The organism is Paraburkholderia sp. JHI2823, from assembly GCF_038900695.1.
Classification (GTDB): Bacteria; Pseudomonadota; Gammaproteobacteria; order Burkholderiales; family Burkholderiaceae; genus Paraburkholderia; species Paraburkholderia mimosarum.
This window is the reverse complement of record NZ_JAYMRY010000062.1, coordinates 1-25,126: the sequence shown is the minus strand read 5'-3', so window position 1 is coordinate 25,126 and position 25,126 is coordinate 1. Positions and strand designations below refer to the sequence as shown.

General features: G+C 60.1%; 17 protein-coding genes and 5 pseudogenes. 12 read left to right on the top strand and 10 right to left on the bottom strand.

Features of this window, described 5'->3' with window-relative positions; translation table 11 throughout:
* Positions 1-219: 219 nt before the first annotated feature.
* Positions 220-1,926: a penicillin-binding protein 2 gene (locus tag VSR34_RS35305; RefSeq protein ID WP_342964880.1), complete on the bottom strand. Its 1,707-nt coding sequence runs from the start codon at positions 1,924-1,926 to the stop codon at positions 220-222.
* A 140-nt stretch (positions 1,927-2,066) separates the two neighbouring features.
* Between VSR34_RS35305 and VSR34_RS35300 the strand changes: the two are divergent.
* Both VSR34_RS35300 and VSR34_RS35295 read left to right on the top strand, forming a co-directional pair.
* Positions 2,067-2,867, top strand: a pseudogene (locus VSR34_RS35300) (IS5 family transposase).
* A 443-nt stretch (positions 2,868-3,310) separates the two neighbouring features.
* Positions 3,311-3,704, top strand: a pseudogene (locus VSR34_RS35295) (DDE-type integrase/transposase/recombinase).
* Here the strand turns inward: VSR34_RS35295 and VSR34_RS35290 are convergent.
* Positions 3,677-3,934: pseudogene (locus tag VSR34_RS35290) on the bottom strand (DDE-type integrase/transposase/recombinase); the annotation flags it as partial. The pseudogenes VSR34_RS35295 and VSR34_RS35290 overlap by 28 nt on opposite strands.
* Positions 3,935-4,643: 709 nt before the next feature.
* On the opposite strand from VSR34_RS35290, the gene VSR34_RS35285 reads away from it, so the two are divergent.
* Positions 4,644-6,800 carry a S8 family serine peptidase gene (locus tag VSR34_RS35285; protein ID WP_342964879.1) on the top strand — a complete coding sequence of 719 codons (2,157 nt, stop codon included), beginning with the start codon at positions 4,644-4,646 and terminating at the stop codon, positions 6,798-6,800.
* 426 nt (positions 6,801-7,226) lie between these two features.
* Here VSR34_RS35285 and VSR34_RS35280 read toward each other — a convergent pair.
* Both VSR34_RS35280 and VSR34_RS35275 read right to left on the bottom strand, forming a co-directional pair.
* A protein-coding gene (locus tag VSR34_RS35280) for an IS3 family transposase (RefSeq protein ID WP_342964878.1) occupies positions 7,227-8,794 on the bottom strand; the annotation gives its coding sequence in 2 pieces (ribosomal slippage) (positions 7,227-8,353 and positions 8,353-8,794; 1,569 coding nt in all).
* Between the two features lie 227 nt (positions 8,795-9,021).
* A pseudogene (locus tag VSR34_RS35275) lies at positions 9,022-9,111 on the bottom strand (IS6 family transposase); the annotation flags it as partial.
* A 650-nt stretch (positions 9,112-9,761) separates the two neighbouring features.
* On the opposite strand from VSR34_RS35275, the gene VSR34_RS35270 reads away from it, so the two are divergent.
* From VSR34_RS35270 to phaP, 8 genes are all read left to right on the top strand, one after another.
* Entirely contained in the window at positions 9,762-10,166 is a 405-nt protein-coding gene (locus tag VSR34_RS35270; protein WP_342964877.1) for an avidin/streptavidin family protein, read from the top strand.
* A gap of 358 nt (positions 10,167-10,524) precedes the next feature.
* Positions 10,525-11,928 (top strand): sensor domain-containing diguanylate cyclase, encoded by a 1,404-nt coding sequence (locus tag VSR34_RS35265; protein ID WP_342964876.1) that lies wholly within the window; start codon positions 10,525-10,527, stop codon positions 11,926-11,928.
* Between the two features lie 222 nt (positions 11,929-12,150).
* The gene (locus tag VSR34_RS35260) at positions 12,151-13,122 is read left to right on the top strand and encodes a threonine/serine dehydratase (protein ID WP_342964875.1); all 972 of its coding nucleotides are present in this window, start codon (positions 12,151-12,153) and stop codon (positions 13,120-13,122) included.
* The gene (locus tag VSR34_RS35255; protein ID WP_342964881.1) at positions 13,119-14,141 is read left to right on the top strand and encodes an ornithine cyclodeaminase family protein; all 1,023 of its coding nucleotides are present in this window, start codon (positions 13,119-13,121) and stop codon (positions 14,139-14,141) included. The genes VSR34_RS35260 and VSR34_RS35255 overlap by 4 nt, the downstream gene beginning before the upstream one ends.
* A gap of 616 nt (positions 14,142-14,757) precedes the next feature.
* A complete protein-coding gene (locus tag VSR34_RS35250) occupies positions 14,758-15,723 on the top strand; it encodes a hypothetical protein (RefSeq protein WP_342964874.1) in 966 nt (321 codons plus the stop codon).
* A 16-nt stretch (positions 15,724-15,739) separates the two neighbouring features.
* On the top strand, positions 15,740-16,513 hold the full coding sequence (locus tag VSR34_RS35245; RefSeq protein WP_342964873.1) for a hypothetical protein: 774 nt from the start codon (positions 15,740-15,742) through the stop codon (positions 16,511-16,513).
* A 35-nt stretch (positions 16,514-16,548) separates the two neighbouring features.
* Positions 16,549-17,376 carry a cupin-like domain-containing protein gene (locus VSR34_RS35240; protein ID WP_342964872.1) on the top strand — a complete coding sequence of 276 codons (828 nt, stop codon included), beginning with the start codon at positions 16,549-16,551 and terminating at the stop codon, positions 17,374-17,376.
* Between the two features lie 149 nt (positions 17,377-17,525).
* Entirely contained in the window at positions 17,526-18,188 is a 663-nt protein-coding gene (gene phaP, locus VSR34_RS35235; protein WP_342964871.1) for a TIGR01841 family phasin, read from the top strand.
* Here phaP and VSR34_RS35230 read toward each other — a convergent pair.
* The 6 genes from VSR34_RS35230 to VSR34_RS35205 all read right to left on the bottom strand — a co-directional run bounded on the left by VSR34_RS35230 (position 18,174) and on the right by VSR34_RS35205 (position 24,254).
* Complete coding sequence (locus VSR34_RS35230) at positions 18,174-20,330, bottom strand: EAL domain-containing protein (RefSeq protein WP_342964870.1); 2,157 nt, start codon at positions 20,328-20,330, stop codon at positions 18,174-18,176. The genes phaP and VSR34_RS35230 overlap by 15 nt on opposite strands.
* Positions 20,331-20,725: 395 nt before the next feature.
* Entirely contained in the window at positions 20,726-21,094 is a 369-nt protein-coding gene (locus tag VSR34_RS35225) for a hypothetical protein (protein WP_342964869.1), read from the bottom strand.
* Positions 21,095-21,766: 672 nt separating this feature from the next.
* Complete coding sequence (locus VSR34_RS35220) at positions 21,767-22,186, bottom strand: hypothetical protein (protein WP_342964868.1); 420 nt, start codon at positions 22,184-22,186, stop codon at positions 21,767-21,769.
* A gap of 171 nt (positions 22,187-22,357) precedes the next feature.
* Positions 22,358-22,591, bottom strand: coding sequence for a hypothetical protein (locus VSR34_RS35215; protein ID WP_342964867.1), 234 nt, complete (start codon positions 22,589-22,591; stop codon positions 22,358-22,360).
* A gap of 117 nt (positions 22,592-22,708) precedes the next feature.
* Positions 22,709-23,020 (bottom strand): hypothetical protein, encoded by a 312-nt coding sequence (locus tag VSR34_RS35210; RefSeq protein ID WP_342964866.1) that lies wholly within the window; start codon positions 23,018-23,020, stop codon positions 22,709-22,711.
* Positions 23,021-23,294: 274 nt separating this feature from the next.
* The gene (locus tag VSR34_RS35205) at positions 23,295-24,254 is read right to left on the bottom strand and encodes a hypothetical protein (RefSeq protein WP_342964865.1); all 960 of its coding nucleotides are present in this window, start codon (positions 24,252-24,254) and stop codon (positions 23,295-23,297) included.
* Between the two features lie 748 nt (positions 24,255-25,002).
* On the opposite strand from VSR34_RS35205, the pseudogene VSR34_RS35200 reads away from it, so the two are divergent.
* Positions 25,003-25,126 (top strand): annotated as a pseudogene (locus VSR34_RS35200) (IS5/IS1182 family transposase); the annotation flags it as partial.

Genomic DNA, 25,126 nt, shown 5'->3' with positions numbered 1-25,126 from the left:
CTCCGAGCTGGAAATCGCCGGGTGTGGCCCTGTCCACACCGTGCGGCTCTGGCAGTCATGCTAACCCGCGTTTGATTCCTCACGGCAGGCCAGCCCTCCACCTCACGTGAAGTCATACTGCCTAGGATTCTGATTTACATCCGGAAGATGGCGACATGCGTCGATCCTCAAAGAGACGCTGAAAAAGAATCATTCGATTGCGCGCGCAAACGCATCAATTCATCTCGCGCTTCTTGCCACCGGTTCATCCGGCTCGACGTTAAGGGCATGCATGGCCGCCTGCGCGATTTCAGCAAATACAGGCCCTGACACGTCTCCTCCGTAGTGTCTCGCGCCTTGGGGCCTGTTGACTGAAACCGCAATCACAAGCCTGGGATGCCGGACCGGGACGATTCCCACGAATGATGCACGGTATGCATTTTTCTCATAACCGTGACGGGTCGCAATATACGCTGTGCCAGTTTTCCCGCCCACGCTATAACCGGGCACGGCGGCCTGGCGCGCAGTGCCGCCTGCTGCCACCACCTTTTCCAGCATTTTCCTGACCTCATCGGTTGTCCGTTGCGTGAAAATCTTCCGGCCCGTTGGCGGCGCGTCCAGCTTGTAGAGCGAAAGCGGTATGAGGCTGCCGTTGTTGGAAAAAACTGTATAGGCTTGAGCTAACTGGATCAAGGAAACAGACATACCGTAGCCATACGACATCGTCGCTTGCTCAATGCGATGCCATTTTCTCCAGGGTCTGACTATGCCGACACCGGCCCCAGGGAAGCGGATCTCGGGGGCGCGACCAAAACCCAGTGCCGTATATGTACCCCACATCTCTTCGGGCTTCACTTTTAGCCCAATCATGGTCGCGCCAATATTGCTCGACTTCTGGATAACACCGGCAACAGACAGTGTTCCGAAGTTCGCATCGTCGGTAATCGTCACCCCATCCAAGGAGAGGGTGCGGTTCGTTTCAACAAGCGAGTTGGGAGTAATGCGCCCCCGATCGAGAGCGGTCGCGATCGTAATAGGCTTCATGATTGATCCCGGCTCGAAGACGTCAGTTACTGCACGATTGCGCAGCGAAGGGCCATGCAGTGCGGACCGGTCGTTTGGGTTGTAACTGGGATAGTTAGCCAGCGCCAGAACCTCGCCAGTCTGGCTGTCGACAACAATTGCTGAGGCACTCTCTGCATTGCTTTTAGTTACAGCCGACCTTAACGCCTTAAACGCGATGTACTGAATTCGCCTGTCAAGGGCAAGGCGTACATCTGCGCCCGGATGGGGGCTACTGACATATCTAAGTTCTTTGACGATATGCCCTACCCTGTCGCGGACAACGACTTTCTTCCCGTCAACCGAGCCGAGTTGTTTATCCTGGGCAAGCTCGATACCATCGGCGCCTCCCCCCTCGATACCGGTGAATCCAATCAGCTGCGCAGTGATCTCACCTTCGGGATAGGCGCGTCTGGACTCCGGTATTTCATAGATTCCCGGAACGTGCAGATCCCGGACGGCATCGGCCCGACCAAGGTCAACTTGACGTTTGAGGCAGAAGGACCTGTCACTGGCAATTTTTGTATTGATCTGCTGTTCCGAAATGCCGAGCAGGTTTGCGACCGATGTAACCTTCCCAGGTTCGACCGCGTCAGGAATTGCTCTCGGATCGACCCAAATGGAACGTCCCGGAACGTTTGTAGCCAGCACGCTACCGGTACGATCCAGGATCTTGCCGCGTTCGGTGGGCACATCGATAGTGTGCTCAACCCTTGACGCACCCTCTTTCTGGTAAAAGTCATTACCCAAGACCTGAATCCAGAAGGCCCTGACCGCGCATAATGTGAATGCTGCTGCTATCAGAACCATCATGACTTTCGAGCGATCCGAAAAAACACTAATTTTCAGGGCGGGAGTCTGGTTGAAGCTGACGTTTCGTCGCATCAGTAACCTTCTGACTATCATTCGAGGCTGATCGATCCTTCCTTAAGCTATCAGTTCCCGACGCTGATGCTGCCCCTGTCGAGCTGATGGGAGCCTAGAAGCTGTTAGGTACTTTCGGCCAGACCTGTTAACCTGGCGGGATGAAAAACCGCAGGCCTTACCCAACGGATGTATCGGATGAAGAGTGGTACTTCGCCGCCCCATACCTGACTTTTATGAACCAGGACGCACCGCAGCGGCGCTACGAACTGCGCGAGATGTTCAACGCGCTGCGCTGGATCGTGCGCGCGGGTGCGCCGTGGCGTATGCTGCCCAATGACTTTCCACCGTGGGAGATGGCTTACCAGCAGACACAACGCTGGATTCAGGCGGGCTGTTCCGAGGCCATGGTGAACGATCTGCGCTCGATCATCCGAGTTGCGTAGGACCGGCGAGGCCAACCGAGCGCAGTCATTCTCGATGGCCGAACGCTGCAGTCGACTTGCGAGAGCGGCCCACGCGCAGGCTATTACAAACGCAAGAAAGGCAGCAAGGTGCACATGGCGGTGGACACCCTGGGGCAATTGCTCGCGGCGCACGTGACACCGGCCAACGAACAGGAGCGCGCGCAGGTCGGCGAGCTGGCGCGTCAGGTTCAGCAGGCCACGGGTCAGACGGTCAAGGTGGCGTTCGCCGATCAGGGCTATACCGGCGAGGAGCCCGCGCAGGCGGCACTCGACGAAGGGATTGAGCTTCAGGTAATCAAGCTGTCGGAGGCAAAAAAGGGCTTCGTGTTGTTGCCGCTCTGCTGGGTGGTCGAGCGCAGTTTCGGTTGGCTCAATCGCTTCCGGCGACTGGCCAGAGACTACGAACGACTGCCCGAAACGCTGGCTGGCCTGGACTTCGTCGTATTCTCCGTGCTTATGCTTGTCCACTTTGCAACCCTTAACAAAAGTGCATAACGCGCTCTAAGCAGCTTTCGTGCCTTCGCCTACTATTGACCTATGAGGCGCGTCACTCTTGAGGCCACACAGTCGCCAACGGGCGTTCCTTGTGCTGCGCCAAGTCGTCTTTCATGCGTACCATGTACGGTTTGTCGCGAATGACGCTTATATGTACCGTCGGTTCAACCGGCGTTTCCGCTCCGCGCTTCACCTATCGCATCCGGCATGGGTCTCGGGTAACGTCAGCGCGACCTCGTTTGTCATCACCTCGCCGTTCTCACCGTCGAGCTCGAGAGGAACGCCGCGTCGGCGAGTACCGCCGATGCGGTACCGAACGTCTACGGGTTGTGTCGCGTTAAGGACGATGCGACGATCAGGCGCCTAAGGTGAAGAGGATTGCTTACATCACGGCCTTGCCAATGCCAGCGGGCAGCGTCTCGCATGGCGTCTAACCGAAGCGGCTGCACTACCCGCTGGACGTGATCCTGCTGTGCGTCCGGTGGTACGTGGCGTACTCACTGAGCCTCCGAAACCTCGAAGAAATGATGGCCGAGCGAGCCCGAGACAATCACCGTGGACAGGAGCGGTGCCAATCTGGCTGCGCTTGAAGCGCTCAATGCCGAGCGTTTAACGCTGATCAAGGTCCGGCAAAACAAATACCTAAACAACGTCGTCGAGCAGGATCACCGTGCCATCAAACGCATCATCAAACCGATGATGGGGTTCAAGGATTTCCGCTGTGCGTGCCATCATCCTGTCTGGCATTGAGATCGCACACATGATCCGCAAGGGCAGATGTGTGACGATGGCGTCGCCTCGACTGCAACGTTCTGTTCAATCGCCTTCTCGAAGTAGCGGCGCGCCGCGGCCTTGTCCCGATGGGCGCGCAGCAGGTAATCCACCGTGTTGCCCGCCTTGTCCACGGCACGGTACAAGTATTTCCAATGGCCTTTGACCCTGACATAGGCCTCATCGACGCGCCAGCTCTTGCCGACAGGCCGTTTGCGTTTGCGGAATGCTTTTTCAAACACCGGCAGCAGCTTGATAACGCACCGGTGCACGCTCGAATGGTCCACCTCGATACCATTGCGACAAAACCCATTTCTCGTCCCTACACCCTTACTGCAACAGAACGTCTTTGTCTGCTATCGGGCGCCGGCATAATATATCTCCGACAATCTCGACACTATCAAGCCTGATACACCTTCCCGACGGCGTCTTGGCACTGCTCTTGCATGTTTTCCGGCGTCACCCGAAGCGGGATTGGTTTGGCGTCGAACTGTCCGACCAGGTCCTGCCGAGATCAAGGCGCTGTTCAACACTCGCTCGATGCCCTGCGAGCAACCCAGCTACGCGACAAGATGTTGCTCGCCGGCCTGCCACTATGAGAAACGGAACCAACCATCTACAACTAGACGAAGCAATTTTGGCAACATGTTTTGGCAAATTTCTTTCAACAATGGGGTGAGCGGCATGAAACACTGGCGACAAGCGTGGTTCGGAATGCTAACCATCTCGAATGCGTACCATAAAATCGAGTCTCCTACCAGACACCGCACAATTTTTGCCGATAACCGCCCGTTTAGCAATGTTCGTCGCCGACACCTCTGCCGTTTCACGCTCGCATTACAGATCGACCTTGTGCATATTGCCTGCCGCACGCTTGATCCCTGTCGATGCGTATCGCGCAATCGGTGCTTGCAACCCGACCGACTTCCTTCTGCCGGTACGATGACGTCCCTAAACGACGGTCACACCGACACACAGGCTAAAGTGAGGTATACGGCAAGGTCGATGGCGTTGCTTCATGTATTTCTTGTGGGGTCTCTATTTCTAAAGCCAGCATTCGGTCAGGAACGACTCTATACGAATGCCGACGATAGCAAAACGGACAGCTTGGAGCAGGCCGCCAAATCTTGGGGCAATGATAACGAATTCAAGGCGAGCTGGTCGCTTGGCGCGATGAAGGCGCAATACGCGTATGCGATGGTGTTTGCTGGGAAAGGTATAAAAGTCGGGGTACTGGATTCAGGCGTCGATACGACACATCCCGAACTGTCAGGGCCTCGGATCCATCCTGTGTCTACTGTCGGCACATACTACAAAGACGGGTTCCAGTTTTACGCCGACGGTTCGAAGATCCCGGTCAAGAAGGGTGACGCATTCAATGTTCCCGGATCGCATATCGATGATGTCAATGACTCGCATGGAACCGAGGTAAGCGGAGCCATTGGTGCTGTACGAGACGGCAAGGGAATGCAGGGTGTCGCGTTCAATGCAGATGTTTATGTCGCGAACACCAATGGGACCGACGACAATCGTGAGCAGGGCTCCAACCGCCTAGACTACAGTTACTTTACCGCTGCCTACGATGCCTTAGGAAAAAGTGGTGTTCGTATCGTCAATCAGAGTTGGGGCCAGAATTCTCCCATTCCGGCGGAGAATCTGACAGACAACGTTGACCAGTTAAAAACCGCGTACCAGAGATTCGCTAAACGCGCGCGCGAAGGTTCGAAAACTTGGATAGATGCAGCCGCAGAGGCCGCCACGAAATATCACTATATTGAAGTTATTTCCGCGTCGAACAATCCTCAGAAAAATCCGGATGTGCTGTCCGCGTTGCCATACTATCGGCCGGAAATTGAAGCGGACTGGTTAGCGGTGTCCGGTTATTCCCGCAACAATGAGCAGGTTTATAACCAGTGCGGTGTCGCCAAATGGTGGTGTCTCATGGCGCCGACCGTGGCGATGGCGCCCAAGGCTGGGGGAGGCTATGACCCTAGCTTCAACGGTACATCCGCGTCTGCTCCGTACGCCTCCGGTGCGCTTGCGCTGGTCATGGAGCGTTATCCCTACCTGACTAGCGAGCAGGCGTTGACAGTACTGCTCACGACCTCGCAAGAGATGGTTTCGGATCCCACCAAGGTCGATCCGTCGAAACCGCTCAATCAGCTTCCCTCCGACAACAGTGGTAGTTACGGCAATCTTACTGCATTGATCCCGGCTAATACGCACGTTCCCAATGCGGTGACGGGCTGGGGGCTCCCAGATCTACAGAAGGCAATGAACGGCCCCAGCCAGTTGCTGGGGCCGTTCAATGTGAATTTGCCTTGTGGCATGTCGGACGTATGGTCGAACGACATTTCGGACATTGCTCTCGCCGCGCGTGAGAAAGAAGACGCAGCAGAGCATCAATCGTGGCTCGACACGCTGAAAACGAAGGGCTGGACGCAGGGACTGCCCTCGAACGCGAGCGACAGCGACAAGACAGCGTACGAGATCGGCACCGCGCGCGAGTCTGCTTATCAGACACGTGCCTATGAAGGTAGCCTGACAAAGTCAGGCAGTGGTCTGCTGACCCTATCGGGGAACAACACCTATCGCGGATTGACAACGGTTGACGGCGGGGAATTGCGGATCGATGGCTCGATCGCGGCCGGCGCGGTGGTCAATGCAGCTGGACGACTTACAGTGAACGGCTGGACGGCTGATGTCGCGGTGAACGGTGGCGGCGCAACGATCGCCGGAACAAGCGCACAGTTGTCGATCGACCAAGGCGGAACCGTAGCTGTAACGAATACGGGGAGGACGGGTGACGTGTTGCTGGCACGCGGCTTTGCGTCGATCGACGGAGCAAGCGGCAACGTCGCGGTCGGTAACGGAGGGGTCGTTAGCGGCAACGGCGCACTGCAATCTCTGAACGTGAATGCAGGAGGAACGGTCGCCCCTGGGCATTCGATCGGCCTGTTGAAAGTAACGAATGACGCGAATTTCGCGACAGGATCAACCTATGCGGTCGAACTTTCGACGAGCGGAGCAAGCGACCGGATCGATGCAGGTGGTAAAGCGCGTATCGCGAATGGCACGCTCAGCGTGGCGCTTGAACATTCACCGCCCCCCTCAGCCTCAAACAGTCGCGCCCGGTTCTTGGTAAGCGTTTCGACATTTTGAACGCAGCGGGAGGCGTCGAAGGTCAGTTTGCTACGCCTAGCGGCTACCTGTTCGTGTCGCCGTCGATCGCATATGGTCCGACGAGCGTCAGTCTCATCGTGAATCGAAGCGCGACGCCGTTCGCGAGCGTCGCGGATACGGACAACGAACGCAGTGTCGCGCGCGCGATGGAGACACTGAACCCGGGCAGCGCCGTGTACAACAGTGTGCTGTTCGCAACCTCCGCACAGGCGCCACAGGCAACATTTGGACAACTGGCGGGTGAAATTTATCCGGCCGCCTACGCGACGCTCATCAATGAAAACCGTCAGGTACGCGACGCGGTGTTCGGGCGGCTCTGGGCTACGCGTGATACCGCCTCGACACAGTCAGGCGCTTGGGCGCGCCTGTTGGGCTCGGCGCGCGTCAAGGTAGATGTCGCCTCGGTCATGCGGCCAATTGCTGTATATCGGCCGACTCCGAATGCGCTTTTACGACGGAGTCACGCTCGGGGTTCAGCGTCACCGCGCCGATGGGCGTCCAGTCCCGGGTGGTGCCTGACCAGCGCCGCGGGTTTCGTTCGCGAGCCTGGAGATATACCTCGTGACGGGCAGCGAGGATCGCGGCGTCTTCACCCGCGTGACGCTGTGCAGGGCTGACGTAGCGGATGCCGCTGTGCCGGTGATCGTGGTTGTACCAATGCACAAACTGCGAAGCCCAGCCGCGAGCCTCATCGAGGTTGGTGAAGCCCTTGTCCGGGAACTCGGGGCGATACTTCGCGGTGCGGAACAGGCTTTCGACGTAGGCGTTGTCATCGCTAACGCGCGGGCGCGAATACGAAGGCTTGACGCCCAGCCAGTTCAGCATCGCCAGGACGGTTGTGGCCTTGAGGGTCGAGCCGTTGTCGCCGTGCAGCACCGGTCTGGTCGTCATGGCGTGGATGCCTTCGGCCAGCGCCGTGCGCTTGACCAGATGTGCGGCATGGTCGGCGTCATCACTGTCGTGCACCTCGAAGCCCACGATCTTGCGGCTGCACACGTCCAGGATCAGGTACAGATAGAACCAGCGCCCCACAATTTCGGCCGGCAGGTACGTCATGTCCCAGCACCACAGCTGGCGCGGTGCAGTGGCCACATGCGTGGTTGGCGGGCGGCTCTTGTTCGGCGCCTTGGCGCGCCCCCGGTGCTGGTTCTGCCCATGCTCGCGCAGCACGCGCTGGAAGCTCGATTCGCTGGCCAGGTACACGCCCTCGTCGGCCAGCATGGGGACGATGCGCGCCGGGGGCATGTCGGCAAAGCGCGGCTCGTTGGCCACCTGCAGGATCTGCTCGCGTTCGGCTGGTGTCAGCGCATGGGCCGGCGTCGGTCGCACCGCGCCGGGCCTGCCATCACCCGATACGAGCCCCTGGTTGGCCTTCCAGCGCTGCAGGGTACGCACGTCGATGCCGGCGACCTCGCAGGTCTGCTGCAGCCGCGCGCCGGCCTGCTGGGCCGCTTCAATGTCCCGGGCCAGGGTCTGGCGATCTTCGAGCCCGATCATTCGTCCTCGCTTTTGTCCTTGTCGAAGATCGCCGAGATTTTTTTTGAGAGCACCAGCAACGCTGCTGCCTCAGCCAGGGCTTTATCCTTGCGGCGAAGCTCGCGCTCAAGCTCCTTGATGCGCCGACGGTCTTCCTTGGTCTGCTGCGGACTCGCGCGCTTCTCCGCGGGCTCGGCAAGCGCTTGCGTTGCGCTCTCGCGCCATTGCTGCAGTTGCTGCGGGTACACGCCGTGTTCGCGGCACCAGGCGCTGCGGGCGGACTCGGCCATGGCTGCGGTGGTGATCATGGCCTCCAGGCGGGCGGCAGCCGTCCAGTTGCGCTCGCGTGCGGGTCTGGCCAGTTCCTCACTGCGCCAGCGTTCCAGCGTGTCTGCACTCACTCCGATCTCCCGGGCCACCACCTCCAGCGGGGCGCTCTCCGGCGGCAGCAACCGCGCCACCGCTCTGTCCTTAAAGCCTTGTCCGTATCGAGCCAACTTGTTCTCTCACTATCGCCCCCTTGTTGTGGAAATAGGTGGGAAGGGGGCCGTCGCCAAAGGCGACGGCAACACCACCACCATCTGTGAGACTTGAATTCAGGAAAGATTCAAGTTTCTATCGGGGCGACATCTATTCTGCCGCGGGGGGAAGTGTTGGCTGTCGTGCGGGTTGTGTCGCGCTAAGGACGATGCGACGATCAGGCGCCTAAGGAGAAGAGGATTGCTTACATCACGAGAGAATAGAATTGTTCGGCTGCAGTCGAGGCGACGCCATCGTCACACATCTGCCCCTTGCGGATCATGTGTGTGATCTGGCAGCGTCTTGCATGGCGTCTTCGTCTTTGTCATCATGCTTGTCATGCGTTGTCGTCGGCGGATTTTACTTGACCGCGTTATTGCGACAAAACCCCTGATCTTCACCTATCCACTCTGACAGGTTGCGCTTGCGGGGCGCATCGCTGCACGACGCGAATGGATGACGCGCGAGAGCCATCACGCGCTTGTACGCAAGGCATGCCTCGCCAGTCTGGTCATGCAAATCCACCGATCGTCGATTTTCCTTACTTTCTGCAAAACCATTTCGCAAGCCGAAGCGTCCAATATAGTGGTTGACGCCCTGTCTATTGGCTCCTATGATGCGCTCACGACTTGTATGAAGAATAAACGCGTATGGGACCTGACCACGCGGCAGAACCGCACAGCATTGCGCAGACAGCGGATGTGAGTGGCACCAGTCAGGGAGAGCCCGGTCATGAGGATTAGCCGTTAGATTTGCATTGCCGGGCGTCTGGTCGTGTGAAAGCGCGATGCCCGGAAAGCCGATATACCAGTTCGTTGAATCCGGCGAAGTCTGGCCTGCCTTCTTAGGCGAGCATATCTGCCTCTCGCCGGGTGTTTTCAGAGAAGTACCGTGTGCAGTTTCTGCAGGAATTGTTAATGGTGAGTGGCTAGAAAAGGAAAAGGCATGTTGATTGACAGAAAAACACTTCGTCCACTGTCGGGCGTCGTGCAAGGTGCGAAAGGCGCAACGCCAGAACTGGTTGGCAAGTGGGAAAACGAACTGGGCTCGGTCATGACGATCGATCAGTTTGACGGCGTGAATTTTAGTGGCACCTACCAGAGCGCTGTGAGCAGTGACGGGCAGTACGCTACCGGCCCGATCTCCGGGACGGTAGCCGAAGACGCGATCGCATTCACGGTGAACTGGGATATCGCGTACGCCTCGGTGACGAGTTGGAGCGGCCTGTTGCTTCACAACGGAGACCAGGCCTGCATGTACACGCTCTGGAACCTGTCGAGCACGCCAGAGAAGGAAGACGACTTCTGGCAGTCCATCCAGGCTGGCGCGGACCTGTTTGTACAGACCTGAGTGCAATCGGTCGTGGATCGTTCCGGCTGCCTGGCCACATTCACGGGGCAGTGTGCAGCGGGCTCTCCCTTCTGAACGGACCATCCAGCGCGTGTTGAACGGTGCGCGGTTGATCACGCTGCGTGCCGAACATATGTCGCAGTGGGAAATGTCGACTCACCTCAAGGTGGGGGGCGTGGTCAAGAGACATGCAACGCATACACATTTCCGGAAGGCCTGTCGGTGATCGGCAAGGGAGGCGGCGCTTCCGTTTCCATGGTGCTGCTCGACACGGGTAAGTGCGACGGACTGGCCACAATTTGCGGCAGGCATGCCAGCAGTGCCTGCGAAACGACGGTAAATGCCAGAGGGGGGCGGCATGAGTGTTACGATTGCGACGCGTGAGTCACCGGAGATGGTCAGGCTCATCACGAAACTCTATGCCCGCTTCGTGCTGGCTGGCTTTGCGCTGGTGCCCGCGTACCTGATCGCCTATCTGTTTTTCTCCCAGGATCCCACGCTCAGGTTCGAGAACCACCTGTTCCACGAGATCGCAATAGCCGCCGCAACGCTCGAAGGGCTGTTCGTCACCTACGTCACCTGGCAGTGCTACCGGTCTTCCGGTGAGCCGCTGTTACGCTGGCTGACGCTGGGCTTTCTCGGCTTCGTCCTCATTTATGCCCTGCACGGCGCCTTCACCGGCATGGCGCACCACAATATCTGGCTGTTCCTGCTTTATGGCCCGGCGTCGCGCCTTGTGATGTCGACCCTGCTGCTGGTCGGGCTGCTCTCGTACAACCAGCCGCCCGATACGGTCGGGAGGCGCACCGACTGGCGCGGCTGGCTCACCTGGATGGCGCTGTTCCTTTTCGTCGACCTGGTGGTCGCCGGGATCGCGTACAGTCCCATCGCCGGGACCCTCGCGGTCCGTCTGTCGATGGAGGGGGGCGCCATGATCCTTTCCGCGCTGAACGTCCTGATACTGTTGCTGCGACGCATCCGCACGCCACTGATGGTCATGTTTGGCGTTTCGGTCACGGCGTTTGCGTTGTCCTCATTAGCCTTCATTCTGGGGCGGCCGTGGAACCACATGTGGTGGCTTGCGCATGCGATCTTCGCCGGTGGATTCTTTCTGCTCAGCTATGGCGTGGTTCAGGCGTTTCACACGACGCGCTCGTTTGCAACCATCTACAGCCAGGAAGAACTGATGGCGCGGCTTGCCGAGGCCATGGGCCGCACCGAAAGTGCGCTGCAGGAACTGCAGCGGACCAACGACAGGCTTGAGCACCTGGCTGCCACCGATCCGCTCACCGGCGCGGCCAACCGGCGCCAGTTCATCGAACGCGTCGAAGCCGAGATCGAGCGCGCCCGGCGAGGTGGTGCGCCGTTTTCGCTGCTCGCGCTCGACCTCGATCACTTCAAGGCAATCAACGACGCGTACGGACACCAGGCAGGCGACACGGTGCTGCGCGAATTCGTGCAGATATGCGGTGACGCAATCCGCCCCTACGACGGCGTCGCACGGGTGGGTGGCGAGGAATTCATGGTGCTGCTGCCGCAGACAGGTCTGGACGCTGCACTCACAACGGGCGAACGCATTCGCTCGATGATCGCTGGCAGTATCTTCGGGACTGGCAGCGGGCGGCGCGGCGAAGTGACCGTCAGCGTTGGCGGCTCGCAGTTTGGCCGCGATGGCGACACCATTGACACGATCCTGCGTGCGGCCGACGAGCGGCTCTACTGCGCGAAACATCTGGGTCGCAACCGCGTCGTCGTCGGATAGGTGCCGCATGCTGCTACGTGATTCTGATCGCTCATTTGAGTCAACCCGGCCGCAGCCGATGATTGAGGCTCTTTGAGGTACCGGCAGCGGGCCTGCAACGTTGCAAGAAGGTACGCCCAGGTTTCTGATGTCGCCGCTCGACGGTCACCTCCAAGGGGGCGATTCACCGCTTACCTCGCCAGCGCATTCGCGTATGCGTTGCCTTTGATTAAGAAAATATCGATGTCAGACGATCTGTTTGCCAGAATCATGGACGCGCACTGGGCGATTCGACCGCAGGTTGCCGTCACGCCCCTTTCGTACAGCCCCGGTCTGTCGAAGCTCACCGGCTGCGAGGTCTATCTAAAATGCGAGCACCTGCAGCACACGGGTTCGTTCAAGTTTCGCGGCGCATGGAACAAGGTGCGTCTGCTTGACGCGGCCGCGCGGGAGGCAGGGATACTGGCCGTATCGAGCGGCAACCACGGGCAGGGGGTCGCGCTTGCCGGCAAGCTGGCAGAAGTGCCCGTCACCGTCTATACGACCACTGCAGCATCGCCAGTCAAGCTCGATGCGATCCGCGCGCTGGGCGCGACCGTCGTGACGATCGACGATACGTCGCTCGCCGTTGAACTTGAAGCGGCGCGGCAGGCACAACTGACGGGTATGACGTTCGTCTCACCCTACAACGATATCGATGTCATTGCCGGGCAGGGGACGATTGGCATGGAGCTTGACGGGCAGGCCCGTGAACGGGGCCTAGACCTGTCGGCGGTGTTCGTCTCGGTTGGCGGCGGCGGGCTGATTTCAGGCGTCGGAACCGTGCTGCGGAAACTGCGCCCCTCGACGGCAGTGACTGGTTGCTGGCCCGCCAACTCGACCGCCCTCTACCGTTGCCTGAAAGCCGGGAGGATCGTCGAGTCCGAGGAACTCGACACCATTTCCGATGGCACCGCCGGAGGGATCGATCCGGACACGATCACCTTCGGTATCAGCCAGCAGGTCATCACGGACACCGCACTCGTCACCGAAGAAGAAATCCGGGTAGCGATGAAACGGATCGCCCAGACCGACGGATGGATGGTGGAGGGGGCCGCAGGCGTCGCGCTGGCGACGTTGCTCAGGAAGGCGCCCAAGTATCAGGGGCGCGCAGTAGCCGTCGTGGTCTGCGGCCGGAATATCTCGCTGGAAAAATTCATCGGAGCGGTGAAATGAGAATCTGGAAACGAAACGAGATTGCTGCGCGCTTTGACGTGGCGCGCGCGACACGCATGGTCGAGCAGGGCTTTATCGCCTACTCGCAGGGTACGGCGCGGGTTCCGCCGATCCAGAACATTCAGTTCGAATCGGTGAACGGCGAATGCTGCATCAAGTCGGCATACATCGTTGACGCGTCGACCTTCGCGGTGAAAGTGTCGTCCGGTTTCTACAACAATCCCGCGGCGGGTTTGCCGACCAATAACGGATTTACCGTGCTGATTTCGGCGCATACTGGCGAACCGGTCGCGTTGCTGCAGGACGAAGGGTGGTTGACTTCCGTGCGCACGGCGATTGCAGGTCAACTTGCCGCGCGCCTGCTGGCGCCACTCGAGGTCGAGGGGATCGGGATCATCGGCACAGGCAGCCAGGCTCGCCTTCAACTGGCGTATCTGAAGCCGGTTACCGCGTGCCGGGAAGTGCACGTCTGGGAGCCGATCCCGGAACGCTGCGCACTGTTTGCCTCGGACATGTCGGCGCACGGGTTCGAGGTGCACGTACACGACACGGCCGAACAGGTGGCGGGGAGCGCGAACCTGATCGTCACGGCGACCCCTTCGCGCGAGGCACTGCTGCAACGCGAGTGGATTCGTCCCGGCACGCATATAACTGCCGTGGGCGCTGACAGCATGGGCAAACAGGAGCTCGATCCCGGCATCGTCGCCCGGGCGGGCGCCATCGTAGTCGACTCGATCGTGCAGTGCAGCCAGTATGGCGAAGTGTCCCATGCGCTATCCGCCGGACTCATCGAGAAGGAGGCACTGGTTGAAATCGGCACGTTGCTCTCGGCAAAGCGCAGGGGGCGTAACGACGCCGACCGGACTCAGGTGACGGTCGCAGATTTGACAGGGGTCGCGGTGCAGGATGCGCAAATTGCGGAAAGTATCGTGAGTCCCAAAGCCCGATTGCAGACCATGCGGACCGTGTCGGCCGGCGAAAAGCTGCCCGGCGCCAAAAAGCGCATTCCACGCGTCTGACGATCTCGCACAGGTTACCAAATCGCGAGAATTACACCATTCTCATGGAGGGGCAGCATCACTGGGCATTCACTTGAGCCGTGGCACCGGGTCAACCGGATATGCAACTTCACAATAGTATTATTAGATATGCTGATTGATTAAAATAACCGGAAGACTGAATACATAAAACGGCTCAGGTAGAGTCTTCGTGTCAGTTTCATGAGCGCGTTCGATACCTGTCAACCTGGATAGGGAAATTTGACCGTAGACGTCATCTCAATATAATCAAAGTATCTCTGCAGCCGTGCGCGATCTGTTGAGTGTCGGTGACTCACATTGCACAAACAAAACGAATGACATAACAAGGATCGACATCGGGGACGCCTGCCTTTCCCACGTTCTACTCCGCATTTCAGCGTGATTTCCGGTCTCCGGTACGGGCGTGGTCTTTGGGCTGCGTCGCAACTGGAGCCGCTTGCGGAGCCTGAAGACAGGGGTGTGTGTACATCGATATCTGTAGTTGCACAGAATTCGTGTTGTTGCCCATACTCAGGAAACGGTAGTTGGTGCGGTGTTTCAAGGCGGTATCCACAAAACGTCAAATGACGTTATTTATCCAATCAGGAGATTGACCATGAGTTCCAGTACTGTTGATTTGCTGACTGACCTGCTGCTGGTCACTACCCGGTATCTCGAGCAGATCGAAGATGTGGCCGATCAGCTCGATCTGGCCATACGCGCGGATGGTGCGCGCGCTTCACGAGCCCGGGTTGACAGGGCGTTGCGCGACGGGGATCTGGTCGCCCGTTTTGAGCGCACGGCGCGCGCACTCCGTGATCGGGACCTGCGTGCGGATCGCGCCTCGCGTTCCCTGCGTGACGAGGAGTTGCGTGCCGAGCTGGCCGACCGTGCGGCCCGATCACTGCGTGATGAGGAACTGCGCGCCGAACTGGCCGACCGTGCAGCGCGTTCACTGCGTATTGGGGAACTGCGTGCGGATCGCGCGGCTCGCTCGCTGCGCGACGAAGAGCTGCGCGCGGAACTGGCTGACCGCGCGGCCCGTTCACTGCGGGATGAGGAACTGCGTGCGGATCGCGGGGCTCGCTCGCTGCGCGACGAGGAGCTGCGCGCCGAGCTGGCCGACCGCGCCGCCAGATCACTCCGTGATGAGGAACTGCGTGCGGATCGCGCCGCACGCACGCTTCGCGACGAGGAGCTGCGCGCGGAGCTGGCCGACCGCGCCGCCAGATCACTCCGTGATGAGGAACTGCGTGCGGATCGCGGGGCTCGCTCGCTGCGCGACGAGGAGCTGCGCGCCGAGCTGGCCGACCGCGGCGCCAGATCACTCCGTGATGAGGAACTGCGTGCGGATCGCGCCGCACGCACGCTTCGCGACGAGGAGCTGCGCGCGGAGCTGGCTGACCGTGCGGCCCGTTCACTGCGTGATGAGGAACTGCGTGCGGATCGCGCCGCTCGCACGCTTCGCGACGAGGAGTTGCGCGCGGATCGCTCCGCGCGGTCCCTGCGTGACGAAGAGCTGCGCGCCGAGCTTGCCTCGCGTGCGGGACGTGCGGAGAGTGGACTCGACGTCATCAAATAAAACGGACACCGGAACCATGAATACTCGATCAGGGGTGGCGCAGCGTGTCGATGATCTACTCGTATCCGAAGTCGAACGGATTCTCGCTTCCGTTCCGTACTCGGCACATCTCAGTTCCGGGGATCAGGAACTTGATGAGGAATATTACGTTCGTCATCGCATCGAGACCATCCGGCGGATTCGCCTGACCGCCAGAGTCGATGCGCTGGCGCTCGCCCGCATGATCGAGGAGGACTACGACAGTAGCCGTCTATGGGGCCGCTATACGGCGGAGGAGTTGAATCACGACATCCTCTTTCGGAACGACCTCCGTTACCACGGATGCAGTGACGAAACCATAGACGGTACCGCTCCACTCCAGGCGACCCGGGATCTGATCGCGTATCTTGCGAGACGACTGGACGAGATCGGCTCGCTCGCCGCGGTTGCCTATTCGTTGTTCGTCGAATGGAACTCGGAACGCGTCTCTGCGCTCGTTGTCGCCCGCGCAGAACGTCGATTTTCCGCGCGGCACCTCAAGGGTGCCCGCAGCCATCTGCATATTGACAGGCACGCCGGACACTACCCGATGATCCTCGCAATTGCGCAGAACCTGGCCGTGCGCGAGGAGGACGAGCGACATCTGTTCACGACCCTGAAGGACCTTGCGTGTCTCTTCGGTGCATATTTTCGCGAGCTCCATGACGTTACTGTCGGGAAACGGACCGGGGGGCACTCAGGCCCTTTGGAGGAATGTGCGCGCAGGCCGGATGTGGGCGCTTCGGCCGTCACCGGGGATCAACTGACATAACACAGCGGGAACGCCGAAAGCGTTCCCGAAACAACATGAAACCATCCGTAGTCAACAGGGAATATCTGCCGCTCACGCACCTTGTCGAAACGAACACGGTTCCGGGTGCGAGGGAGTTCCATCGCCGGTTTGTTCGTCCAGGCTTACCAGTTGTCTTTAGAGGCGCGGCACTGGGGCTGGGCGCTGTCAGGCGATGGAATTGCGGCTATCTGAAGGCTGCAGCGGGGAGCCGTCGTGTACCCATCGAGTATTCGCCGGACAAGGAGTTCGCCCTTCCGGAGCGAATCGGTAAGGATCGGGTCCATTCCAGCTTCGGCAGCTTTGTCGACTACCTGATCTACGGCGATACGGCCAGCCCAACGACTTACTATCTGGCGCAGGTTGATACGCTAAAGTATCTCCCTGAACTGGTCGGCGATATTGTCAGGCCTTCGTTCGCACCGCTCGCGAAGATCATGCGGCCACCATATCTGTGGATGGGCATTGGCGGCAACGCTTCGACGCTGCATTACGATTCATATGACAACCTGTATGCGATGGTGAGCGGGCGCAAGCACATTACCCTGTTTCCGCCCACAGACCGCCGCCATCTCTATCCGTATACCGACGATCGCAGGAATCGCCATTTCAGCCGCATCAATCTGCGTACCCCCGATCTCGAACGATTTCCCGGATTGCTGGACGCGCAGCCTGTCGAATGTGTGCTGTGTCGAGGCGACATCCTCTATATCCCTGAGGGATGGTGGCACTATCTGCGCTCGCAGGGACTCAACGTCGCGGTCAACTGGTGGTGGATAGAAGACGAGGAACCTTGCGAGTTGCGCCGGATCAATGCAGGCCGAGGATTCGATGCAAAGCATTGAGAGCCGCGTGCAGCCGGCAGCCGCACTCGATGCGCACAGGAGCACCGGTTCGAACGAGGGAGCCTCTGTCCTCGAGGAATGACTCGCGCGCTGTGTCCGGCGGTACAGTTCTCGGGAGTTTTGCATGGCGCGCGCGACGTCCATGCGCCATGCGCGAAGGCGTTTTTCGGATTTTTTCGGATCACTGTCGCGGCAACCCTCCGCGACATATCGGCCGAGAGGTTTCACAGGATTGGAAATCAGGGAGTTTTACAATGTCTCTACCTGCTCAAGATCAGATCGCAGCTACACAGAAGGCAAACACCGAAGCGTTTTTCGCGCTCGCCAGCAAGGTGATTGACGGCGTGGAAAAGCTCGCCAATCTGAACCTGCAGGCCACGGGGTCGGGTCTTGCCCGGACGCAGGCGATCGCCATCAAGACGGTTGAAAGCGCCGGCGACCCGCAGGAGTGGATCGCACTGCAGGGAGGACTCTTCGCGCCGCTCACCGAAAAGCTGATGTCGTATGGCGTCAATCTGTTCGATATTGCGTCAACCATGCGCTCGGCGATCATGCAGACCGCCGAAGCGCAATTCGAACGCTGCAGTGAGCGCATGCAGGCGATCACAGAGGAAGCCGCCAAGCGCGCGCCCGCGGGTTCTGCGGTCGCGATTGAAGCGTGGAAGTCAGCGCTCGGCGCCACGGGGACCCTGTTTGATACGCTGCAAAAGGCGAGCCACCAGGCGATGCAGGTGACTGGGAGCAATCTTGAAGCGCTGACGGCAACCGTCACGAAGGCAACTCAGCGCGGCGCCGATTTACCGCCGCAGTAATTCCGGGATGTGCCCGTGGCGTAGCAGCACAGCCGCTTGGGCACCATCCACCGCCTGGCTGAAGTGAAAGCCTTGCGCCTTCGTCGCCCGATTGGTGTCCGCGAGGAACAGACGCTGCTGCTCGGTCTCCACGCCTTGTGCGATGACGCCCATGCCGGCCTCGCGCGCGAGGTTGACAATGGCACGGATTGTCGCCGCTCCCGCAGGATCACTGGCGAGCCGCTGGACGACGGATCGGGCGACCTTCAGATGGTTCGCCTCGCACTTGCGGACATAGTCGAAGGTCCCGAATTCGCCTGCAAACCCGTCGATGGCGATCTTCACACCGAGCCTGCGCAGCAAGCGCAGCACGTCGTTGCGCGCCCACGCGAGACGGGTCAGGGTTGCCTCGGTTACGTCGAACTCCAGATCGGTTGGGGCCAGCTGCCATTTCGTGAGGGTGGCAGCAACGTCGCGAACGAAAGCTTCCCCGCTGAGGAGTTCAGACCAGGACAGGTTGACCGCGATCATCAGCGGGGCAATCCCTTCGTCGCGCCATGCCCTCATCTGGCGGCATGCCTGCTCCAGCACCCAGCGGCCGAGCGTCGCCATCAGGCCGGCCTGTTCAGCAACCGGCATGAAGTCGTCCGGAGCAAGCAGGCCGCGCGTTGGGTGATGCCAGCGTACCAGAGCCTCCATCCCGATAATGTTCCCCGAAGACAATTCCACCTCGGGCTGGTACTGGAGTTCGAGCTCGCTACGATCTGGCGCGGTGCGGAGGTCTTCGGCAAGCATCATCATTTCGCGCACGGCCTGATCGAGACGCGCGGAAGGGAAGCAATACCGGTTGCCGCCCGTATGCCGTGCACGCCGGAGCGCCTGACCGGCTTGCCCAAGCAGCTCCTGCGCCAGGCTACGGCCCTGCACGTACAGGCACACGCCAATACTGGCGGTCACATGGACCTCGTTGCCCCCGAAGCGCCAGACCGCCGCCAGTGCGGTGCGGATTCTCTGAGCGAGGAGGCCTGCGTCAACGGGCTCGACCGCCTCGGCCTGCAGCACGGCAAATTCGTCGCCACCGACCCGCGCGACCAGATCGCGTTCGCCCACGCAGCCCGTCAGCCGCATCGCGACCTCTTGAAGCAACCGGTCGCCAACGGGCCGCCCGAGGGTGTCATTGACGGACCCGAAATGATCGAGTCTTAAATGCAGGACTGCGAATGGTATCGCGCCGCGCCCGGCAGCTGCCAGCGCTAGGCGCACCCGGTGCCTGAAGGCGACTTCGTCTGCAAGCCCGGTGAGTACATCGCTACGCGCTAGCCATGCGATGCCAGCTTCGGCTGCCCGCATTCCAGTCTGGTCGAGGATGAGCCCTTCCACCTCGACGAGCCGGCCATCCACGTCACGCACCGGGATGAACCGGTTCTCAACCCAACGGCAGTTGCCATCGCCCGTGCGCAGGCGGAACTCGACGGACGCCTGTGTGACACGCCTGTCCAGGACGCGCGCCATGACCGCTTCGACTCGCGGCCAGTCGCGCGGGTCGACAAGACCCGGTAGCCCGGCGGGCGAGGCAAGCACGGCGTCGCGGTTGTGCCCAAACAGGATGATGTCGTGCGAAATCTCGAGGAACGGCAGTGCAGGCTCTCCGCGCAGGCGGTAAAACACGACCGGACCGTTTATTGCGAGGCTGTTCGCCTCGTCGAGCGCGTCGGTCCGCTGCCTGACCGGGCCAAGCCAGGCAGCGGTGGCGTTACCCGGGCGCGACTTCGCAACCACCACGCGTTCGACGTGACGGATCGCCGTCGGACTGAACGGCTCGACCAGCGTCAGCAGCCGGTCGGCTGACCCGAGTCGTCTGGCCAGAACCTCCCGGGCCGCGGCAGCGTGCGCGCCCACAAGGGCAAACTGCACATGTGGATCCGCCTGCCGGATTCGTATGATCGACCGCAAAACGTCCCGCCCGGGCGATCTGCGTACACTCACGAACACCGTCGTGTATGGCTGGGCGTGTGCAAGCGCCCGGACGACCCGCGTGAGTGCGTCCCTGCCCGATCGCGCGGCATCGATCCGGAGCACCGTGCCCACGCCCTCCATGCCGCCCGACAATATGGCCTGAATCGGCGCTGGCAAGGACTTGCGGTCCGGCGAGCCAGCGAGCATCCTGCGAAGATCCTGTGCAAGCGCCGCATCGGCGTCGATAGCAAGAATTCGGTGACTGCCTGGGGAGGCCCGCTGGCTCTTTAGGGTGTCGTTGTGGTCCCACGGCTCGGTTGCTGACAGAATCCGCGTAGCCGTTGCAGACACAGTGTGTCTGCCACATGACGCGCCCCGCCTTGATGGCCAATGCCGCACATTGTGAGCTGAAGCCATGATCCCCCCGCGTGAATGACGAGGCAGAGCGGACGACGCGAACCGGGCGGCGAGGCATGCGGGACGCAAACCCGCGCGTCGGGCTCATCTCATCAGACAAATACAAGTATAGCTGTCGATTCCACTAGCTGGGCGATCGAGGCAACGAGACTGGTCCACTGAGCCCCGTCCCTCAGAAGCTGTCCTCAAAGTCGGCCGAGTCGGCGAAGCATGAGGCGGGTGCAGGAAATGCAGACAAACGCTTCGGCGGATTTAACGGTGAGCTTGTAGTTCTTCATAGCCGACGGGAGTGATTCATCGAGTCGAGATTCGCTCCACAATCCATCTCTTCGGCAACACCACGAAGCGATGCGCTGATGCACCGGCCGAACGATGGCTGCCAGGGCAATTGATGGATCGGGGAACGCGTCGCCACTGTCATGCAATATTCGCGCGCGGCGATGGCTCAGCAGTCCGGCCAGCCAAAGAATCGGCACTGCGGAAAACGGTTGCAGCCGACGAACGGCTTCCCGCTGGATTTGAGGGTCTTCTGGATCAGCAAACCCTTTGCGCAATCCGGGCAACGCTCTCCAATGCGCCCCCGCGGGGTTGATCGAGGCGAGGGCGCCGCCTTCCGCTGACTGACGCCGCTGCCGCGCTGGACGTCGCCCGCTTCCCGAGGTGGAGCGGGCCGTCCGTCGTCATCAGCCTGCGTATACCCGCAATCGGGAGCATGCGAGCATACCCAGCGCGCCCGCACCACATCATCGCAGCGTCGCAGTGGCTTGCGACATTTCGGGCACAGGTCGATCCCCCGTTTCACTTGCGACTCCATCGTCATGATGCAGTGTGCATGGCTTTCGCGTGAATCAGTGCAGCGCAGTCCATGGAGGCCGCCTTGCTTCGATGGCCCGTGTCAACATGCTGCGCATGGTCAGAACAGTGTCGCCGGGGACGTGCATCCGCCGGCATTGTGACCAGGCCGACCGGAACGCGCGGCACTGGCTAGCAGCCTCTGCAATCCCTTCAGCCGTCGCTCCAGCGCCAGCCAGTCGGCTGGTCGCAGTCCCGCCGTGCCGGTCATGCCGGGCACGGCTGTCTCGAGAGCGTCGAGCAAGGTGGTAAGGCCTGAAGGTCCAGTCGTCAGTGGCACGTCTCGCATCATCGCCGCTTTCCCTGTTGGGTTGATACCGCGCGACGACTGTAGCATGACGAAAGCGAGCCTAGACGGCGAAAATCAACGCGGGTCAGTGAAGCAAAGGATGATCGGGCGCGTCCGCCTGCCCGGGCAGATACGCCTGCTCGACCATGCGAAAAGCAAGTTCCGCCAGCGGCTCCACCCGCAGCTCCGCCGGGATGTCGCTGATCGCCCCGACAAAGTCGTGAAATGCCCCGGGCTGATCGAGGTCGGGCAGATCAGGAATATGCAGTCCGAGTTCGGCCAGCGGTTCCACCCGTTGCGCGGCGGGCAGACCCCCGATCGCCTTCAGGACACACGCAAATGCCGACGCCTGTTCATCATCGGGTACCACGGCAAGCCGGAAGGCAATCGCCCACAGCATGCACGCCCGCAACTCGGACGGGCACGGTGCCATCGCGCGGATAACCGGCTCGAGGCGGCAGACGGCCTTGTCGGGCTGCCGACTGTCAGATTGGTTCCTTCCCATCGTGCGCCTCCACTTGAAAACGCCCATGTGCCTGTTACTGTGGCCTGAAATCGCCCGGGATGTACCTACCCGTGCTGACAGGTGCGGCGCGACGCATTCGCAATTCAGTAGAAAATTTAGCATATCGAAGCGAATGGAGAGCGATTTCAGCGTGCCCTACGCGTCATACCTTCAGCCAGGTGGCGCGCTGCGCGTGCGCGCCACCTCCGTTGCCTCCATCAGGTAAGACACGATGGCCTCAGGCGTGCTGACGCCCAGCATCACCCAAGCGAACGTGCCGTCGCGGTACACCATGAGTGCGTGCGTTGTCGGCACCTGACCCGCCCGGAACGCTTCCACGAGCCCGAGGTAGCGCTCAAGCGCGGCGCGCGAACTCAGCCGGCTTTCATCCGGTTGCCAGTCCATCGATGCTGCCGCCCCACCACCGGGTGGTGGAACCGTCAATGAACGCGACTACCACGCGACGGTTCGCTGCAGTGCGGGCGGCACGCAGCAGCGCGGCTTCGGGGGATCGTTCGCTCTTCACGCGTCATCCCGCTCGACGCGCGCCTGCAGCTGCGCGCTGGCGCGAAACTTTACGATGCGCCGCGCCGCGCCGCGATGGGTGCGGCGACGCCGGTCTGCGGATTGCGTCCGGGGCGCTGACCGCAGATCGTTTTCCAGCACCCGGTTGAGGACCACGTCGCGAACCGCCGCCGACGCAACGGGGCTGGCGTACTCCTGGTCCGTCTGGCGCAGGTGCAGGATTGCGAGCCAAGGTTCCCGTGCCGTGAAGACAATGCGGTATTCCATGGCGCTCGGTCTGCCCGATTCGTCTGGATAGACGATCGGCATGAAGGTACTTCGGTATGGCATGTGAGGCTCCTTTACTCTGGTTTTGCCGCCCGGCAATGGCGGTGTTTCCAGGTTACGGAGCCAAATCGGGAGTCAAGTCGTCTTGTCAGCGCTAAGCGAGGTCACGCTTCGTGTACCGGGGGCAGCAGCCGACCCAAAGCAGCCTTACGCGCAGGCGTTGGCACGACGGCCACTTCAAAGCGACAGCGGCCACCCGCTTGCACCGCACGCGCGGCATGGGTACGGCGATTGCGGGCCAGTGCGAACTACCGCTTCAGTCGTTTCCATATTCGGGTTCGTATTCAATTTCGCGCTCCTCCTGCTCGACGTGTTCAAGATCAACACCACCAGTCGTCAGAGCTTCCTCGCCTCGTAACTGCAGACCACACGTGGGGCATTGAAGCTCCTCAGCCGCATATCCGAGGTCGACCAGCTCCCAGCCACCTTCTTCGTAGTCTTGGTCATCGGCCAGAGATTCATAGGTTTGGTCACCGCCGACAATCGCCTGTGCTGTACAAGCAGGACATTTTTCGAGCCAGTGATGATCGAGGGGGCGTTTGAAAGAGTCGGTATATAGTGAAACACGAAAGTGTTGCGATTCTTCAATCAGCCTTTCGCGATCTTTGGCTTTCGAAACTCTTTTAATGAAATCCGCACTACTCTCGGCGATCGTTTTCTTTGCTGCTGCGCTTTTGGCTTCGGCTGCGGCAGATATAATTGCTTTCGTCGCCTTAGCATCCGTTGCACCAAGCCAGTCGTCAAGATCCAGTTCAACCGATTCAAGCACGACCTCGCAGGCATGCCAAAACCCACCTTCCCAGACATCGGCATTGCGTCCGTCGAACGGCAGCTCGCCAGAATGGAGGTGTGCGTTTCGTAGCTCGGCCATGCCTTTACATGCCTCATACACTCCGTGATTGAATCGCGGAGCCGCTGTGTGTTTGAGTCGTATGTAGGCAGCATCAGCGCCGATTGTGGGTACTCGGGCATTCGCTTCAATCCCAGCGGCGGTGAGAACGGCGTTAGGATTTTTTTGCACATCGACTATCAAGCTTGGGTGAATCGTTGCAAGCGATGCCTTCGCCAGAAGCTCAAGCGCGAGCGACGCCCAAAGTTGATAGTCGGCCGCTTCGCCAGATGCCTTTGCTGCCAATGCTTTGCGAATAAAAGCCTTTGATTTTCCCATCAATGCTACTGGAGAAATTGACGGCGGAAGCGGTTTCGTGGTGGTCATGGGATTCCTCACGCGGCGTAACAGCGAAGCATGCGTCGAGTCGTTGGCGCTTTGACGCCCCCTCGTCGATGCAACATATTCCAGCCAGGGTCGTAACGGAGGTGGCGTCCTCCACTTCCGAACAATCCGGTATAGAATGATGCGCGCCCGTTACGCACGCAAAAGAGCGCGGAAGTAGCATCGTCATTCGCTAAAAGCGATGGTATTTCAGGTCTCCAGCGTGTGAGGAAAGTGGGGGGAGAGCCTTCAGAGCAATACGCGCATGCGAGAACTATAAACCGCACCGGTTCAGTCAAATGAGCTGTATCCATGTGCCAAGGAAAGTCAGCTTTCCCGAAGTTGGCACTGAGTGACCGGGGGTGAGCATGTTGTCTCTCGACAGGTTCAAGTACATCCACTACACGTTTTCGCCCCCGGATTACTTTGCCTAGGGAAGTCGCCACAGCAACCAAATGTGTTTCCAATTCCGGCTGATCGCCAGAGAAAAAGTCTGTCGCGAAGCCGTGTTTTTCGAGGGTCGTGATCAATCTCGCCTCTGTGCCAACGGTCATATCGGCGTCCATATACGTACGGCCTTGAAGGCACAGTGCAAAAATAGGCAAAACGACTTTTGGACGTACCACCAGATTCGGACGTCGGTTTCGTAGAGGGCCGCTACATCGCCCCTGTGGCGTCCGAGACGAGTTGCGCCAGCGGGAGCGTGCTAGGGCGTGTTCACACTAATTGTGTTTGATCGTATACTTCAGTGATGGAAATCACCGAAGCCCAATATCAACGGATCGAGCATTGCCTGCCACGACAGCGGGGCAATGTCAGCTTGACGAACCTGCAGGTGCTGAATGCGATCCTTTACGTCGCCGAGCACGGCTGCA

Excerpts from the sequence above, each read along its gene's own strand:
- VSR34_RS35220 (WP_342964868.1), bottom strand. The coding sequence starts at position 22,186 with ATGGGAAGGAACCAATCTGACAGTCGGCAGCCCGACAAGGCCGTCTGC.
- VSR34_RS35230 (WP_342964870.1), bottom strand. The coding sequence starts at position 20,330 with ATGCTCGCTGGCTCGCCGGACCGCAAGTCCTTGCCAGCGCCGATTCAG.
- VSR34_RS35240 (WP_342964872.1), top strand. The coding sequence starts at position 16,549 with ATGAAACCATCCGTAGTCAACAGGGAATATCTGCCGCTCACGCACCTT.
- VSR34_RS35270 (WP_342964877.1), top strand. The coding sequence starts at position 9,762 with ATGTTGATTGACAGAAAAACACTTCGTCCACTGTCGGGCGTCGTGCAA.
- VSR34_RS35205 (WP_342964865.1), bottom strand. The coding sequence starts at position 24,254 with ATGACCACCACGAAACCGCTTCCGCCGTCAATTTCTCCAGTAGCATTG.
- VSR34_RS35260 (WP_342964875.1), top strand. The coding sequence starts at position 12,151 with ATGTCAGACGATCTGTTTGCCAGAATCATGGACGCGCACTGGGCGATT.
- VSR34_RS35285 (WP_342964879.1), top strand. The coding sequence starts at position 4,644 with ATGGCGTTGCTTCATGTATTTCTTGTGGGGTCTCTATTTCTAAAGCCA.
- VSR34_RS35305 (WP_342964880.1), bottom strand. The coding sequence starts at position 1,926 with ATGCGACGAAACGTCAGCTTCAACCAGACTCCCGCCCTGAAAATTAGT.
- VSR34_RS35250 (WP_342964874.1), top strand. The coding sequence starts at position 14,758 with ATGAGTTCCAGTACTGTTGATTTGCTGACTGACCTGCTGCTGGTCACT.
- phaP (WP_342964871.1), top strand. The coding sequence starts at position 17,526 with ATGCGCGAAGGCGTTTTTCGGATTTTTTCGGATCACTGTCGCGGCAAC.
- VSR34_RS35265 (WP_342964876.1), top strand. The coding sequence starts at position 10,525 with ATGAGTGTTACGATTGCGACGCGTGAGTCACCGGAGATGGTCAGGCTC.
- VSR34_RS35255 (WP_342964881.1), top strand. The coding sequence starts at position 13,119 with ATGAGAATCTGGAAACGAAACGAGATTGCTGCGCGCTTTGACGTGGCG.
- VSR34_RS35245 (WP_342964873.1), top strand. The coding sequence starts at position 15,740 with ATGAATACTCGATCAGGGGTGGCGCAGCGTGTCGATGATCTACTCGTA.
- VSR34_RS35210 (WP_342964866.1), bottom strand. The coding sequence starts at position 23,020 with ATGCCGATCGTCTATCCAGACGAATCGGGCAGACCGAGCGCCATGGAA.
- VSR34_RS35215 (WP_342964867.1), bottom strand. The coding sequence starts at position 22,591 with ATGGACTGGCAACCGGATGAAAGCCGGCTGAGTTCGCGCGCCGCGCTT.